The organism is Mesorhizobium sp. M0715 (assembly GCF_040320355.1).
Taxonomy (GTDB): Bacteria; Pseudomonadota; Alphaproteobacteria; order Rhizobiales; family Rhizobiaceae; genus Mesorhizobium.
Genome location: NZ_JAMYPL010000037.1, coordinates 15,756 through 31,346, shown reverse-complemented (window position 1 = coordinate 31,346; position 15,591 = coordinate 15,756). Strand labels below are relative to the sequence as shown.

The 15,591-nt window shown below is 64.8% G+C and carries 17 protein-coding genes; 12 read left to right on the top strand and 5 right to left on the bottom strand.

Annotated features, from left to right (window positions below; translation table 11 throughout):
• Window positions 1–13 precede the first annotated feature (13 nt).
• Both NKI21_RS29770 and NKI21_RS29765 read right to left on the bottom strand, forming a co-directional pair.
• Window positions 14–274, bottom strand: a complete 261-nt coding sequence (locus NKI21_RS29770) for a hypothetical protein (RefSeq protein WP_128305764.1) — start codon at window positions 272–274, stop codon at window positions 14–16.
• An 83-nt stretch (window positions 275–357) separates the two neighbouring features.
• Window positions 358–1,110 (bottom strand): DUF899 domain-containing protein, encoded by a 753-nt coding sequence (locus NKI21_RS29765; RefSeq protein ID WP_352441795.1) that lies wholly within the window; start codon window positions 1,108–1,110, stop codon window positions 358–360.
• 293 nt (window positions 1,111–1,403) lie between these two features.
• Between NKI21_RS29765 and NKI21_RS29760 the strand changes: the two genes are divergently transcribed.
• From NKI21_RS29760 to NKI21_RS29750, 3 genes are all read left to right on the top strand, one after another.
• Window positions 1,404–2,624, top strand: coding sequence for a helix-turn-helix domain-containing protein (locus NKI21_RS29760; RefSeq protein WP_352441794.1), 1,221 nt, complete (start codon window positions 1,404–1,406; stop codon window positions 2,622–2,624).
• 35 nt (window positions 2,625–2,659) lie between these two features.
• Window positions 2,660–3,292, top strand: a complete 633-nt coding sequence (locus NKI21_RS29755; protein WP_352441793.1) for a Vgb family protein — start codon at window positions 2,660–2,662, stop codon at window positions 3,290–3,292.
• Between the two features lie 144 nt (window positions 3,293–3,436).
• On the top strand, window positions 3,437–4,267 hold the full coding sequence (locus tag NKI21_RS29750; protein ID WP_127297075.1) for an aldo/keto reductase: 831 nt from the start codon (window positions 3,437–3,439) through the stop codon (window positions 4,265–4,267).
• Between the two features lie 58 nt (window positions 4,268–4,325).
• Here the strand turns inward: NKI21_RS29750 and NKI21_RS29745 are convergent, their stop codons facing one another.
• Complete coding sequence (locus NKI21_RS29745; RefSeq protein ID WP_013530714.1) at window positions 4,326–4,631, bottom strand: hypothetical protein; 306 nt, start codon at window positions 4,629–4,631, stop codon at window positions 4,326–4,328.
• A gap of 206 nt (window positions 4,632–4,837) precedes the next feature.
• Between NKI21_RS29745 and NKI21_RS29740 the strand changes: the two genes are divergently transcribed.
• Window positions 4,838–6,340 (top strand): helicase HerA domain-containing protein, encoded by a 1,503-nt coding sequence (locus tag NKI21_RS29740; protein ID WP_127297074.1) that lies wholly within the window; start codon window positions 4,838–4,840, stop codon window positions 6,338–6,340.
• 132 nt (window positions 6,341–6,472) lie between these two features.
• Here NKI21_RS29740 and NKI21_RS29735 read toward each other — a convergent pair whose 3' ends face one another.
• The gene (locus NKI21_RS29735) at window positions 6,473–7,255 is read right to left on the bottom strand and encodes an SDR family oxidoreductase (RefSeq protein WP_128305760.1); all 783 of its coding nucleotides are present in this window, start codon (window positions 7,253–7,255) and stop codon (window positions 6,473–6,475) included.
• A 174-nt stretch (window positions 7,256–7,429) separates the two neighbouring features.
• Complete coding sequence (locus NKI21_RS29730; RefSeq protein WP_127809820.1) at window positions 7,430–7,708, bottom strand: usg protein; 279 nt, start codon at window positions 7,706–7,708, stop codon at window positions 7,430–7,432.
• A 340-nt stretch (window positions 7,709–8,048) separates the two neighbouring features.
• On the opposite strand from NKI21_RS29730, the gene NKI21_RS29725 reads away from it, so the two are divergent.
• The 8 genes from NKI21_RS29725 to NKI21_RS29690 all read left to right on the top strand — a co-directional run bounded on the left by NKI21_RS29725 (window position 8,049) and on the right by NKI21_RS29690 (window position 15,577).
• On the top strand, window positions 8,049–8,363 hold the full coding sequence (locus tag NKI21_RS29725) for a co-chaperone GroES (RefSeq protein WP_352868775.1): 315 nt from the start codon (window positions 8,049–8,051) through the stop codon (window positions 8,361–8,363).
• Between the two features lie 57 nt (window positions 8,364–8,420).
• A complete protein-coding gene (gene groL / locus NKI21_RS29720; RefSeq protein WP_023814434.1) occupies window positions 8,421–10,052 on the top strand; it encodes a chaperonin GroEL in 1,632 nt (543 codons plus the stop codon).
• Between the two features lie 77 nt (window positions 10,053–10,129).
• Window positions 10,130–10,348 (top strand): hypothetical protein, encoded by a 219-nt coding sequence (locus NKI21_RS29715; RefSeq protein ID WP_023814433.1) that lies wholly within the window; start codon window positions 10,130–10,132, stop codon window positions 10,346–10,348.
• Between the two features lie 98 nt (window positions 10,349–10,446).
• Entirely contained in the window at window positions 10,447–10,743 is a 297-nt protein-coding gene (locus tag NKI21_RS29710) for a DUF982 domain-containing protein (RefSeq protein WP_031214038.1), read from the top strand.
• A 332-nt stretch (window positions 10,744–11,075) separates the two neighbouring features.
• Window positions 11,076–11,960, top strand: a complete 885-nt coding sequence (locus NKI21_RS29705; RefSeq protein ID WP_352441791.1) for a helix-turn-helix domain-containing protein — start codon at window positions 11,076–11,078, stop codon at window positions 11,958–11,960.
• A gap of 247 nt (window positions 11,961–12,207) precedes the next feature.
• On the top strand, window positions 12,208–13,296 hold the full coding sequence (locus tag NKI21_RS29700) for an ABC transporter substrate-binding protein (protein ID WP_352441790.1): 1,089 nt from the start codon (window positions 12,208–12,210) through the stop codon (window positions 13,294–13,296).
• Between the two features lie 185 nt (window positions 13,297–13,481).
• On the top strand, window positions 13,482–14,321 hold the full coding sequence (locus NKI21_RS29695; RefSeq protein WP_352441789.1) for an ATP-binding cassette domain-containing protein: 840 nt from the start codon (window positions 13,482–13,484) through the stop codon (window positions 14,319–14,321).
• Entirely contained in the window at window positions 14,318–15,577 is a 1,260-nt protein-coding gene (locus tag NKI21_RS29690; RefSeq protein ID WP_352441788.1) for a sugar ABC transporter permease, read from the top strand. Before NKI21_RS29695 ends, NKI21_RS29690 begins: the two co-directional genes overlap by 4 nt.
• Window positions 15,578–15,591 lie beyond the last annotated feature (14 nt).

Here is a 15,591-nt window from a genome sequence, read left to right as displayed (position 1 = left end):
CGGCGCGCTGCGCCTAGCGGACCTGCCTGCCGGAAATCACCCGCAGCCAGGGCGCCAGATGGAAGGCGCTCATCAGCAGATACATCGCGGCCATGCCCGTGAGGGGCGAGGCGTTGGTGCCCATGCACTGCATGGCCGCATCGCCGCTGAAGATGCAGGTGAGCAGCGCCATCACGGCGAAGGTCGGTGCCGCGGCAAGGCAAAGCCAGTCGGCCAGCCCGAGGGTGGTGGCTTCCGGGATCGCGCTGCCGGCACCTGTGTGGATATCGCTCATGGTCTTGATCCCTGATGATTATGCCAGCCACGACAGGTTCCTCTCCTCACGGAGCGGGGAGAGGAACCCAGGCTGGACAACCGTTAGTACTCGCCCTTGTCGCGGAACGCCGCCTCGCCGGCAGCAGACACTTCTTCCCATTTCTTGTCGGCACCGGCGTTGTAATTGTCGTGCCAGTTCCACCAGGAGTAGAGCGGGGTCTGCGGATAGCCTTCGGGCGAATCCTCCCAAATTTCCTGGCGGCCGAGCGGCGTCGCGTCGAGATAGCTCCAGACGGTGCCCATCGCCTCGTCGCCGCGGCTGTTGATCAAGTAGGTGCGGAAGATGCGGTCGCCGTCACGGATGAAGACGTTGTGGCCGTGCCATTCGTCGACGCCGAAGTCCTTGTCGAAACTGTCGGTGATTGTGTACCACGGCATCTCCCAGCCCATCCGCTGCTTCAGCCGCGCAATGTCGGCCTGCGGGGCACGTGAAGCGTAGGCAAGCGTGGTGTCGCGGGCATTGAGATGGGCGAGGTGGCCGACCTGGTCGGCGCCAAGGGAACAGCCGCGGCACGCGTGATCGGGCCAGCCATGCACGCCGGGCTCGAAGAAGGCGCGATAGACGATCAACTGGCGGCGGCCTTCGAACAGATCGAGCAGGCTCGCTTTGCCGTTCGGCCCCTCGAACACATAGGCCTTGTCCACTTCCATCCAGGGCATGCGCCGGCGCTCGGCGGCCAATGCGTCCTTGGCGCGCAGCGTTGCCTTTTCCTTCACCAGCATCTGTTCGCGGGCGGCTTCCCAGTCCTGCTGCGAAACGATCGGCGGGGTCTTCATTGCGATGTGCTTGGTCATTGGTCGTCTCCTTTGCCAGTCTGTTGTCGCGCTGTTGCGACGTGTGGTTGCTTGCCGTGAGCTAGAATAGGGCGGTCAATCGCGGGGGTGGGAGTTACAAGTGTGACGGGATTTGAAAGAGCCGGCCCGCCGCAGCAGGGGTGGCGCATCCGCTCGGTGCCCCCGACAGTGTCGTTCATCGCGTGGTTCTCCCTTGTTGTGCCGCTGCCGATACGGCTTGCTGGTTGGCGGCCATGACTTAAGTTAGGGCGCTGAGCACTGGGGGTGGGAGTTACAAGTGTGACGGGATTTGAATGGACTCGCTGATCACCGCGGCTGGACTGGCGTTGGCGGCAGGTGATCCGCTTGGCGCGCTGGACCGCGTTGCCTTGCGTGAGGATGCGCCGGCGCTGGCGCTGCGCGGCATTGCGATGGCGCAGCTCGGCGATCTTGACCGCGCCAAGGCGCTGCTGCGGCGTGCCGCGCGTGGCTTCGGCCCCAAAGAGGCGGTGGCGCGCGCCAGATGCGTCGTCGCCGAGGCCGAGATCGCGCTGGTTTCGCGTGACCTCGGCTGGCCGGCCAAGGCTTTGGATGCGGCGTGGACGACGCTGGAAAAGCATGGCGACCGGCTGAACGCAGCGCATGCCGGCCACCTCAAGGTGCGCCGCCTGCTATTGATCGGCCGTCTCGACGAGGCCGAAGACGTGCTGGCCGGGCTCGATCCGATGCCGCTTCCACCGGCCTCGCGCGCCGCCCACGAGCTTGCCGTCGCCGGCATCGCGATGCGGCGCCTCAAGACGAAGCCGGCGCGCAGGGCGTTGGAGTGGGCACGCCACGCCGCCCGCCAGGCCGGCATTGCGGGGCTCATCGCTGAAGTCGATCGCGCATTCCTGGCGCTGGACACGCCGGCGGCGCGGCTGATCGCGGCTGGCAATCAGCGCCCGTTGCTGCTTGAGGACGTCGAGGCGTTGCAGGCGTCGCCGGCGCTGCTGGTCGATAGCTTTCGCTACGTCGTGCGCCAACAGGAGAAAACGGTCTCGCTGGCAACGCGCCCGGTGCTGTTTGCGCTGGCCCGTACGCTCGCCGAAGCGTGGCCAGGCGATGTGTCGAGGGCGAGGCTGATCGCTGAAGCCTTCGGCGGCAGGCACGCCGATGAATCGCACCGGGCGCGGCTGCGGGTCGAGATCGGCCGGCTGCGCGCCGAATTGCGCGGGCTGGCCGACATCGGCGCGACCAGGCAGGGCTTCGCGCTGGCGCCGCGCCACGCACGCGAGGTGCTGGTGCTGGCCCGGCCGATCGAGGAGCGGCACGCGGCAGTGCTGGCCTTCCTTGCCGATGGTGAATCCTGGGCGAGTTCGGCGCTGGCACTGGCGCTCGGTACCGGCCAGCGCAGCGTGCAGCGGGCGCTGGAGCAGCTCGGCGAGGCCGGCAAGGTGCAGTTTTTCGGTCACGGCCGGGCGCGCCGCTGGATGACGCCGCCGGTGGCGGGATTCACGGCCACCTTGTTACTCCCGGCCCCGCTGCCGAGTGGTTAGTAAGGCACATCAGATCATCTCGTGAGGATAAAGACATGAAACATTCAGAAGCCGAAATCCTGCGCGAATACGGACCCTTTGCCGATGTGGAGAGGGTGCATGGGGTGAGCTTTGACGGTAACAACGTCTGGTTTGCCTCGGGCGAGAGGCTGAACGCCTTCGATCCGGAAAGCGGGCAGGCGCTGCGCTCGATCGATGTCGCGGCACATGCCGGGACCGCTTATGACGGCCAGCATTTCTTCCAGCTTGCCAACGACCTGATACAGAAGATCGACCCCGATACCGGCCAGGTGCTGGCCACCATCCCGGCGCCCGGCGGTGGCGCCGACTCCGGGCTGACCTGGGCCGAAGGGACGCTGTGGGTGGGGCAATACCGCGAGCGCAAGATCCATCAGATCGACCCGGAGACGGGGGCGATCCTGCGCACCATCGAATCCAACCGTTTCGTCACCGGGGTGACATGGGTCGAGGGCGAGCTATGGCACGCCACCTGGGAAGGCGAGCAGAGCGACCTGCGCCGCGTCGACCCGCGATCAGGCAAGGTTCTCGAGAAGCTCGACATGCCGGCGGGCATGGGCGTGTCGGGGCTGGAATCCGATGGCGGCGACCGCCTCTATTGCGGCAGCACTTCGGCCGGTGTGGTGCGGGCGGTGCGCCGGCCGCGATGAGATTGCGGCTGACGCCGAGATAACGGCTGCAGGCGCACTTCACACGGCAATTTGTCCGCTGTCGGGTGGTCGTCGCACCCTGTCGGACCTAGATAGCCTGTGGACCGGGCAGAACGCCCGGACCCGCTTTGCAAAGGATCCCCCATGCCCGAACAGATCGCATTGAACGACGGCTCCGCCATTCCCCAACTCGGCCTTGGCGTGTGGCAGGTCGACCAGGATATTACCGCCGAGGTGGTGGGTTGGGGCATCGAGGCCGGCTATCGCCTGATCGACACCGCCGAAGGCTACCAGAACGAGGAAGGGGTCGGAAAGGCGATCCGCAGCGCCGGCGTGTCGCGGGCTGAGCTGTTCATCACCTCGAAACTGCGCAACGGCGCACACCAGCGCGATGCGGCGCTACGCGCCTTCGATGACACCATGGCCAAGCTCGGCATTGAGCAGATCGACCTGTTCCTGATCCACTGGCCTGTGCCCAGCCAAGACAAGTATGTCGAGGCCTGGAAGACGCTGGTCGAACTCCGGCAGGCCGGCCGCATCAAGTCGATCGGCGTTTCGAATTTCAACCCGGACCATCTGGAGCGGATCATCGCGGAAACCGGCGTGACGCCCGTCGTCAACCAGATCGAGCTGCATCCCCAGTTCCAGCAACGCGGTGTCAGGGACTTTCACACCAAGCACGACATCCGTATCGAAAGCTGGAGCCCGTTGGGCAGCGGCCGGCTGCTCGGCGATCCGACCATTGCAGACATCGCCAAAAAACATGGCAAGTCCGTCGCCCAGACGATCATCCGCTGGCATCTCCAGGAGGGGCTGATCGTCATTCCAAAGTCGATCCGCAGGGATCGCATCGCCGCCAATTTCGATGTCTTCGATTTCGAACTGGATGCGCAGGACCTGCAGACGATCCGCGGCATGGATTCGCCCGAAGGCCGCAACGGGCCCAACCCCGCCACGGCCGCGTTCCTGTTCTGAGAGGAGCAGGTTAGAGACGCCGACCGTGGAGTTGCCAATCTCCGGCCTCTCCGCGCTCTTAAATCCCGGACCCATCCAGCTGCTGGGCGTCTTCGCCTTCCCACGGCGCCGGCATCGACGCGCGGCTGAGGTTGGCCGTCGGCAGCGGCATCCAGCACTTCAGTTCCGGGTCAGCGTATTCGATAACGCGCCCCGGCGAGGAGTCCGACGCGCGCCAGCCTTCCGAGGCGAACTGGTCGGCACGCGACCAATAGGCAAGGTCGACTTCCGCCGGCCCCTGTTCGGACGGACGCACAGTGACCAGGATGCGGCTGCCATCCTTCGGCGCCGTCGACATGTGGCGCCACCGTTCGGGCTCGTCCATCGCTTTTCTCCTCGTACTCCTAGCGTTGGGTGGAGTGTCGCCTCGTGGTCCGAAGGGGTCAACCCAAAGTTTGCGCCAGGCATCGGCTGATGACCCTCCAGGCGGTGCCTGCACAGTTGTGCGCAACACGCCGCAGGCGGTCATGCACGCTCGACGGGCTGTGACCCAGTTGATAAGCCCGTCTGCGAAGGAGCGCCTGAGTCGAGATGACCGTTGCGATCGAGATGGGACAGACGACCGCAGGCGCCCCGGCGAAGCTGGATCTTGAGGAGTTGCTCGCGACGCGCCTTTTGGTGCAGGGCAATTCAGGCTCCGGCAAGTCGCATCTGTTGCGGCGCCTGCTGGAGCAGAGCGCGCCCTGGGTGCAGCAGACCATCATCGATCCCGAGGGCGACTTCGTTTCGCTGGGCGACCGTTACGGCCATCTGGTGATCGATGCCGAGCAGCATACCGAGCGCGGCCTGCAGGCGGCCGGCGAGCGGGCGCGCATGCATCGCGTCTCCACCGTGCTCAATCTCGAAGGGCTCGACGCCGAGAACCAGATGCGGCGTGCCGCCGCCTTCCTCGGCGGGCTGTTCGAGGTCGCCCGTGACCACTGGTACCCGATGCTGGTGGTGGTGGATGAGGCGCAGCTGTTCGCGCCAGCGGTGGCCGGAGAGGTGTCGGACGAAGCGCGAAAGCTCTCGCTCGGCGCCATGACCAATTTGATGTGTCGTGGCCGCAAGCGCGGGCTGGCCGGCATCATTGCCACCCAGCGCCTGGCCAAGCTCGCCAAGAACGTCGCAGCCGAGGCGTCCAATTTTCTCATGGGCCGCACCTTCCTCGATATCGACATGGCGCGTGCCGCCGATCTTTTGGGCATGGAGAGACGCCAGGCGGAAGCGTTCCGTGATCTGGAACGCGGGCAGTTCATGGCGCTCGGTCCGGCGCTGTCGCGCCGTCCGCTGGGGCTGCGCATCGGCCCGACCGACACCAGCCCGCGCAACGGCACGCCGCGGCTCATGGCAATGCCGGAATCCGCGCTGGAAGATGCACGCGCGATCATCCTGGCGGCGCCGCCCCCCGAGACGGTGCGCACGCCGCGCCGCCCGGCGTCGCCGGACCTGCTCGACCAGCTGATGGCGGCCAAATCGGCGGCACTGGAAATGCGCCCCGAGCCGGCGGAGCCACAAATCAGCGCCGAGGATCTGGCCGAGCGTCGTGAGCGCGTCGACCGTGTGCTGCGCGCCATCCTGGCGCAGCCCGATGCGGGTTTTCGCGTGATCGGGGTGCTCTATCAGGAATTCGTGGTCCGCTGCCGCATAGAAGGCCTCGCGTCGGTTGTGCCGGACCTGCCGGAGTTCCGCCGCATGCTGACGCGCGCCCGTGCCGGCCTTGGTTCCGAGACGACGCAGGATGACGCGTGGCGGGACGTTTCTGTCCGCGCGTCGCTGCTGCCCGACGACATGCAGGGCGTGTTCATGATGATCGCCCGTGCGGCGAAAGAGGGCTGGCCGTGCCCGAGCGACGCCGCGATCGCCCGCGCCTACGGCTCGCACTCGCTGCGCCGCGCCCGGCGCCTCTTGACCTATATCGAGGAGCAGGGGCTCATCGTCTGCCAACTCGACGGGACAGGCCGGCGCACCGTGACGCTGGTCGAATTGGCCTGGGCCACCGCACCGGGAGATCCGAATGCCGAGGAGGTGGAGCAGGGGAGCCTGGCGCTGTGAGGCGGCGCGGGTGCTTTGAGCGAATGGGGCGATAGGCGTTTTCAGTCACCGTCATCGACCAACTTCTGAGGGCAACGGTGAAAGCGCCGACGCCGAAATGCGTCATGCAGGGCGCATGCGTTTCGATGGCGCTCACCGGTTCGCCCCGATCACCCACTGTTCCTGGTCGACGAGCGTGCCGGTCATCGGCCCGGCAGCATCCGAGAGCAGGAAGACGGCGAGGTTGGCGATATCGCTCGTCGAGAACAGGCGGCCGAAGGGTTGCGAGGCGTTCGCGGCATCGAGCCAGCCCGGCCCGTTGCCCAGCGTGTCGGCCTGCATGGCACGTTCGGCCGGCGTGTCGGTCCAGCCGACATTGATGCCGTTGACGCGGATGCGATCGAAGCGATGGGCGTTGGCGGCGTTCTTGGTCAGCGTGGCCAGCGCGCCCTTGCTGGCGGAATAGACGGCGAGCTCCGGCGAGCCGCAATGGGCGTTGATCGACAGGATGTTGACGATGGCGCCGCCCTGACCGCGCTTCTTCATGTCGGCGATGGCCGCCTGCATGAGGAAGAACGGCGCCCGCGCGTTAACGGCGAACAGCGAGGCCCAGCCGTCGAGATCGGCATCGAGGAACGAGGCCCGGTCGGTCAGCCCTGCGGCGTTGACCAGCGCATCGATGCGGCCGAAGCGCTCGATGCACGCTTGCGCCAAAAGGGCAGGGGCGGCCGGGTCGGCGAGGTCGGTGGCGACGAAGAGCGTTGGTGTGCCAAGCTGCGAAAGCTCCGCCGCCACCGCATCGCCGCGGGCCTTATCACGCCCGGTGACGAGCAGGCCGCCGGCGCCGGAACGCGCCAAGGTCTCGGCGATGGCGCGGCCAATGCCTTGCGTCGAGCCGGTGACCAGCGCCACCTTGCCATTGAGTTGAAGCTCCATTCCTCTTCCCCGCATCGCATCTGGTTTCAGGCTAGCGCGGCACGATCGTTTTACAACATGGAAATTGGAAATTTTGGAGGGGAGGCTGTTGGCTGTCGCTGCGTGAGGCCGGCGAGAGCCTGCCCTAACGCCGCCGCTCCAGGCGAAGCAGGAGCGGAGGCCGTCGCAAAGACCCTAGTGGACCGTGATGATGCCCTCGACGGCCCGCCATTCCGAAGGCTGGATGAGCCGGTGATGAGCAACGCGGACCGAGTGCAGCGGACCGTCGAGTTCGCGCTCCCAATATTGGAGAAAGCCCTTGAGTTCGGGGAAGGCCGGAGCGAGATCATAGTCCTGCCAGACATAGAGCTGAAGCAGGCTCGGATGATCGGGCAGGTGATAGTGGATTTCGGCCGTCGTCAGGCCATAACCTTCCATTTGCAGGCGGAATTCGCTGCTGACCGTATCGGCCATATCTTTCTCCTTCTCTCTCCGTTCAGGCATCCAGCCTGCGACATTTGTATTGAACCCGCCCGATGCCGGGCCGGGACGATCGGTCTGTCGGTCCGTCTTCGAACAACGCCACGAGAAGCTCGGGGGTTCCGAAAATAGCCGCGCCATAACAGTGCGTTGGCGCCCTTTCTGGTCGAATGTAAAAATTTTTTCGCCGGTCTCTTGAAATCGGAAAACGGCAAAACTAGCTCGATATGCGCCGCGATGCCTGACGAAGGGTCCCGGCGTTCCGCACCGGTCCGATATTGCCGGTTCGGTGCGGAGGAACCTCAAAAACCTGTTTGTCCACGAGGAGAACGACATGGCGTTCCGTCCATTGCATGACCGTATTCTGGTCCGCCGCCTTGAAGCCGAGGAGAAGACCTCCGGCGGCGTCATCATCCCCGATACCGCAAAAGAAAAACCGCAGGAAGGCGAAGTGCTCGCCGTCGGTCCCGGCGCGCGCGACGACAGCGGCAAGCTTGTCGAACTCGATGTCAAGGTCGGCGACCGCATCCTGTTCGGCAAATGGTCCGGCACCGAAATCAAACTCGACGGCGAGGACCTGCTCATCATGAAGGAAAGCGACGTGATGGGTGTCATCGATAAGATCGCCGAAGTGAAGAAGGCCGCCTGACGGCTTCTTTCGTATCCAACCAGTCAACGAATGCTGCCTAGATAGAGGAGTGATCCAATGGCTGCCAAAGAAGTGAAATTCCATACCGAAGCGCGCGAGAAGATGCTGCGCGGCGTCGACATCCTTGCCAATGCGGTGAAGGTGACGCTCGGTCCCAAGGGGCGCAATGTCGTCATCGACAAGTCGTTCGGCGCGCCGCGCATCACCAAGGATGGCGTTACCGTCGCCAAGGAGATCGAACTGGAGGACAAGTTCGAGAATATGGGCGCCCAGATGGTGCGCGAGGTGGCCTCCAAGACAAACGACCTTGCCGGCGACGGCACGACGACCGCAACCGTGCTTGCACAGGCGATCGTCAGGGAAGGGGCCAAGGCGGTTGCCTCGGGCATGAACCCGATGGATCTGAAGCGCGGCATCGACAAGGCGGTCGACGCGGTGGTCGCCGAGCTGAAGACCAATGCCCGCAAGGTCACCCGAAACGACGAGATCGCGCAGGTCGGCACAATCTCCGCCAATGGCGATGCCGAGATCGGCCGTTTCCTCGCCGAGGCGATGGAGAAGGTCGGCAATGAAGGCGTCATTACGGTGGAAGAGGCCAAGACCGCCGAGACCGAACTGGAAGTCGTGGAAGGTATGCAGTTCGACCGCGGCTATCTCTCGCCCTATTTCGTCACCAACCAGGACAAGATGCGCGTCGAACTCGACGAGCCTTTTGTGCTGATCCACGAGAAGAAGCTCTCCAATCTGCAAGCGATGCTGCCCGTGCTCGAAGCCGTGGTGCAGTCGGGCAAGCCGCTCCTAATTATCGCCGAGGATGTGGAAGGCGAGGCGCTTGCCACGCTGGTCGTCAACAAGCTGCGGGGCGGCCTCAAGGTCGCGGCTGTCAAGGCGCCAGGCTTCGGCGACCGCCGCAAGGCCATGCTGGAAGACATCGCCATTCTCACCGGCGGCACCGCGATCTCGGAAGATCTCGGCATCAAGCTGGATAATGTGACGCTGCAGATGCTGGGCCGCGCCAAGAAGGTGGTGATCGAGAAGGAAAACACCACCATCGTCGACGGTGTCGGCCGCAAGGAAGAGATCCAGGGCCGTGTCGCACAGATCAAGGCGCAGATCGAGGAGACCACCTCCGACTACGACCGCGAGAAGCTGCAGGAGCGGCTGGCCAAGCTCGCTGGCGGCGTTGCGGTGATCCGGGTCGGCGGCTCGACCGAGGTCGAGGTCAAGGAGCGTAAGGACCGCGTCGACGATGCGCTGCATGCGACCCGCGCGGCCGTCGAGGAGGGCGTGCTGCCCGGCGGCGGCGTCGCGTTGCTGCGGGCAGCAAAGGCGCTCGATGCCGTGCAGACCGACAATGCGGACCAGAAGACTGGCGTCGACATCGTGCGCCGTGCCATCGAAACGCCGGTCCGGCAGATCGCCGAGAATGCCGGCGCCGAAGGCTCGATCATCGTCGGCAAACTGCGCGAGAAAACCGAATTCGGCTGGGGCTGGAACGCCCAGACCAACGAATTCGGCGATCTCTACGGCCAGGGCGTCATCGACCCGGCCAAGGTGGTGCGCACCGCTCTCCAGGACGCGGCATCGGTCGCAGGCCTGCTGGTGACCACGGAGGCGATGGTGGCCGAGAAGCCGAAGAAGGAAGCCGCCGCCCCGGCAATGCCCGCCGGCGCCGGCATGGACTTTTGAGGTCGCGGCCAATCCGCCCGCTTCCCTGGCGGGGAGCGGGCGTCAGTCGAGAGAGAGTGGAGGTAAAGATGGACGCAATGGCTGGCATCGAATCCGTACCGGCTCCTACGCACCAAGCGAAGGAATTCCTGGCCTATGAAACAGAATGCAGGAACGTGCTGAAGCCGCTGCTGGCAGGGCTGCTCGACATGGCTGAAGCCGCCGGCTGGAATCGGCGAACCGCGGCGTCGGCACTGATGTTCCTCGCAGCACAGCAAGTGTCGGCAACATCCGAGGTATCCGCCGGCAGCGGCTGAACGGAAATCGGCCAGTCCATTCACCTATCCGCGGCGGGCCGTGCTGCCCGGTGTTCGGTCCGCTGCAGGCCCTGAACAATCGAGAGGAGGCACAAGCCATGAATCGCGGGCAATTTGAGGAACCGGTCACACTTCTGGTCGGAATGGGCTTTCCGAGGAAGATCGACAGCGTGATGGAAGCCTATGCACTGCTGCAGGACTGGCCGAGCGCCGGCCGCAACGGCGCCCATGCCGTCGCGCTCAACGCTTGCAAGGCGGGCATCGTCGGCGAGATCGATCCGGAGACGGTGCGGGCCACGCTGATCAGCTTCGCGCGCCGCCACGACATACTGGTGCCTGATATGGTTACGCCGCTCGCGACGGCGGCCGGTGGTGCTGTGCACGAGGTGAACTGACGGATGCGGCGCTTCAACAGCGCCTGCAGACCATGTTCTTGAGATAAGCCAGGCGAACACGGAGACGCCGGAATTCCTTCCCGGGCGGGCGGCATCGTCGTCGGTCAATTGAGCGAACGCGTCAGCAAGACTGACCTGTTCTGCCCGAATAGCGCTTCTGAGCGCCGCCTCCCGGTTAAAAAAGTATCATCCGTTGTCTTGAATCGTGGTGGCGCCTGTTGTCATGAGCCGGTACCTTGGCTCTTGAAATGCAGAGCCGAAACCAATTCGGCCGGTTTAGGGAATTGGGCCGAACGCGGCAAATATCCGTGCTGGCCTGGGAGGAAACGGACATGGAACCGGACCTGGAAGTAGTCCAGATACGACGCGGTGAGTCCTTCAAGGCGTGGTCGCATGGCTACCCCTTCCACACGGTGCGTTGGCACTTCCATCCCGAATATGAACTGCATCAGGTGATCTTCACCAACGGCCGCTATTTCGTCGGCGATTTCATCGGCGAGTTCGAGCCGGGCAATCTGGTGCTGACCGGGCCGAACCTGCCGCACAACTGGGTCAGCGACATCCCCAAGGACAGCTCGATCCCGCTGCGCGGCCGCATCATCCAGTTTTCGGAAAGCTTCATCGGCGATGCCATGCATGTGTTGCCGGAACTGGCGGGGCTTGGCCATCTGCTCGAGGCGTCGCGGCGTGGCGTGCTGTTTTCCAATCGCACCAGCAAGGCGCTGGCGCCGCTGATGGAAGAGATGATGCAGGCGCAGGGCGTGCGCCGCATCGAGTTGTTCATGATGATCGCCGGCCTGCTCAGCCGCGCCCAGGAATTCCAGCTTTTGGCCAGCGCCAGCTACCGGCCCGATCCCTCCGGCTACATGACCGCCGGCATGAACAAGGCGCTCGCCTATATCAGGGAAAACCTGACGCAGCTGTTCGACGAGGCGGACCTCGCCGCCATCGCCGGCCAGTCGACCGGCGCCTTCTCGCGCTCGTTTCGCCGTCACACCGGCATGTCGCTGGTGCAGTATGTCAAACGGCTGCGCATCAACCTCGCCTGCCAGATCCTGATGAGCGACGAGCAGGCCTCGATCACCGACATCTGCTACGAGGTCGGCTTCAACAATCTATCCAATTTCAACCGGCAGTTCCTGGCGGAGAAGGGCATGCCGCCCTCGCGCTTCAGGCGCCTGCTGGCCGACAACATCAACGCGGGAAAAGCCGCTTAACGGAGGAGCCAGGGAGGAACCAAGGGAGGATTTTTCTTTTGCATGACGTGACGTGAGCCGCGTGGAGCGGTTCGCGATGGAGAACGCTTGTCTCGAATTCCTCCGTCGGCGGAGGTTGTCGGCGCGGCTCGAAAGGCCGGCGCCGGGTCCCGGTTCCCAATGCAGTTGGGGCGAGGGCGGATGGGTGTCTTCAGACCAAAGCAGTCAACGACCTTCTTACAACCATATCAGAAACGGAGAAGACCGAATGACCAAACTTTCAATTTCATTGAAGTCCGCTGGCAAGTCCGCCGCCATGGCAGCCCTTGCGCTGTCGCTGCTGGCCGGCACCGCCGCGATCGCCCGGGCCGCCGAAGTCACCGACGCCACCGTCGCCTTCCTGATGCCCGACCAGGCCTCGACCCGTTACGAGCAGCATGATTATCCCGGTTTCGCCGCCGAGATGAAGAAGCTGTGCCCGGGCTGCAAGGTGCTCTACCAGAACGCCGATGCCGACGCTTCGCGCCAGCAGCAGCAGTTCAACTCGGTGATCTCGCAGGGCGCCAAGGCGATCGTGCTCGATCCGGTCGACTCGACCGCCGCCGCCTCGCTGGTCAAGCTGGCGCAGAGCCAGGGCATCAAGGTCATCGCCTATGACCGGCCGATCCCGACCGCGCCGGCCGACTTCTATGTCTCGTTCAACAATGAAGGCATCGGCAAGGCCATCGCCGATTCGCTGGTCGAGCACCTGAAGGCGCTCAAGGTCGATCCGGCCAGCGGCGGCGTGCTGCAGATCAACGGCTCGCCGACCGACGCGGCGGCAGGCCTGATCAAGAAGGGCATCCATGCCGGCCTCGACAACAGCGGCTACCAGATCTTGGCCGAATACGACACGCCGGAATGGGCGCCGCCGAAGGCGCAGCAATGGGCCGGCGGCCAGATCACCCGCTTCGGACCAAAAATCCTCGGCGTCGTCGCCGCCAATGACGGCACCGGTGGCGGCGCCATCGCGGCCTTCAAGGCGGCCGGCGTCGATCCGGTGCCGCCGGTGACCGGCAATGACGCGACGATCGCGGCACTTCAGCTGATCATCGCCGGCGACCAGTACAACACCATCTCCAAGCCGAGCGAGATCGTGGCAGCGGCCGCCGCCAACATTGCCATCAAGCTGCTTTCGGGCGAGACGCCGAAGGCCGAGATGACGCTGTACGACACGCCCTCGCAGCTGTTCACGCCGGCCGTGGTGACGCAGGAAAACCTGAAGGCCGAGATCATCGACAAGAAGATCAACACCGCGGCCGAACTCTGCGTCGATCGTTACGCGGAAGGCTGCAAGAAGCTGGGCATCGGGAACTGACCGCGACCCTTGCCCGCTCCGCTGTCTGGCTGCCAGACCATGATCCCGAAAAGTGGGACCCGGTTATCGGGTAAGATCATGGTCCAACAAGAAGCCGGAACCACCCCGAATGTATTGGGGTGGTTCCGGCGGCGGCCAGACAGCGCTCACTGCTTTTGAACCGGTCTTTGAAAGGTGCTCCAGGCATGATCGATATCCCGGACGAACCGGTTCCGGCAGGCGAGCTGGTGCTCAGCCTGCGCGGTGTTTCCAAGAATTTCGGCGCCGTCTCGGCGCTGACCGACATCGATCTCGATGTCCATGCCGGCGAGGTGGTGGCGCTGGTCGGCGACAATGGCGCCGGCAAGTCGACACTGGTCAAGATCCTGGCCGGCGTGCATCAGCCGAGTTCGGGCACCATTAATTATCGCGGCCAACAGGTGACGCTTGCCGACCCGAGTGCGGCGCTGACGCTCGGTATCGCCACCGTGTTCCAGGACCTAGCGCTGTGCGAGAACCTCGACATCGTCGCCAACATCTTCCTCGGCCGTGAACTCAGCCCGCTGCGCCTGGACGAGGTGGCGATGGAAGTGCGCGCCTGGACGCTGCTCAACGAGCTTTCGGCGCGCATCCCCAGTGTCCGCGAAGTCGTCGCGTCGCTGTCGGGCGGCCAGCGCCAGACGGTGGCGATCGCCCGCTCGCTGCTGCTCGAACCCAAGCTCATCCTGCTTGACGAGCCGACGGCGGCGCTAGGCGTGGCACAGACGGCGGAAGTGCTCAACCTGATCGAGCGGGTGCGCGACCGCGGCCTCGGCGTCGTCATCATCAGCCACAATATGGAAGACGTGCGCGCCGTCGCCGACCGCATCGTCGTGCTGCGGCTTGGCCGCAACAACGGCATCTTCTCGCCCGATGCCTCGAACCAGGAACTTGTCAGCGCCATCACCGGCGCCTCGAACAATTCAGTGTCGCGCCGCGCCGAGCGCAGGCAGGCGCGACAGGATCAAACCACCCTGCAAGATCAAAAAGGGGAGCCACGCCCATGAGCCGCGAAGCCGAACAGGCGGCCCCCGTGCCGCCGCAGCTCGACCGCGCCGATGTGCGCGTCAAGCACGAGGCGGGGATCGGCGGCGCCATCCGCAGGTTCTTCGACCGGGTCCGCTCGGGCGATCTCGGCTCGCTGCCGGTGATCGTCGGGCTGGTCATCATCTGGACGGTGTTCGCCAGCATCAACCCGATCTTCCTGTCATCAAGCAATCTGGTCAATCTGCTGTTCGATTGCTCCACCGTCGGCGTCATTGCGCTCGGCATCGTCTGCGTTTTGATGGTCGGCGAGATCGACCTGTCGGTAGGCTCGATCAGCGGCTTTGCCTCGGCGATGGTCGGCACGCTGTGGGTCAACCAGGGCTGGCCGGTGGCGCTCGCCATTATTGCCGCTGTCGCCGTTGGCGGCTTCATCGGCGCACTCTATGCGCTGCTGTTCAACCGGCTCGGCATGCCGAGCTTCGTCTCGACGCTGGCTGGCCTGCTGGCAGTGCTTGGCCTGCAGCTCTACATCCTCGGCTCGACCGGCTCGATCAATCTTCCCTACGGCTCGAACCTGGTGAATTTCGGCCAGTTGCTGATGATGCCGAAGTTCGTGTCGTTCGCTCTGGCGGCCGTGCCCGGCATCGTCATGCTGGTCACCGGCCTGCGCACCGTTGCGCGCCGCCATGCCGCCAATTTGTCGGCGCCGTCGACGGGCGGGCTTGTCACGCGCGCGGTGGTGATCACGGTCATTCTCGAACTCATCGTCTTCTATCTCAACCAGGCGCGCGGCATTCCGTGGATGTTCGGTCTGTTCGTCGGCCTGGTCATATCAATGCACTACGCGCTGACGCGGACGAAATGGGGCCGCTCGATGTCGGCGGTTGGCGGCAACCGCGAGGCGGCGCGGCGCGCCGGCATCAATGTGCGGCTGATCTATTCCAGTGCCTTCGTGCTGTGCTCGATGCTGGCGGCTTTCGGCGGTGTGCTGTCGGCGGCCCGCCTTGCATCGGCCAGTCAGCAGGCCGGCACCGGCGACGTCAATCTCAACGCCATCGCGGCGGCCGTCATCGGCGGCACCAGCCTGTTCGGCGGCCGCGGCAGCGCCTATTCGGCACTGCTCGGCATCATCGTCATCCAGTCGATCGCCAGCGGCCTGACGCTGCTCGATCTGTCCTCGTCGCTTCGGTACATGATCACCGGCGCCGTGCTTGCCATCGCGGTCATCGTCGACTCGCTGGCACGCCGCTCGCGTGTCTCGCATGGCCGGGCCTGAACCCATCAACAGGA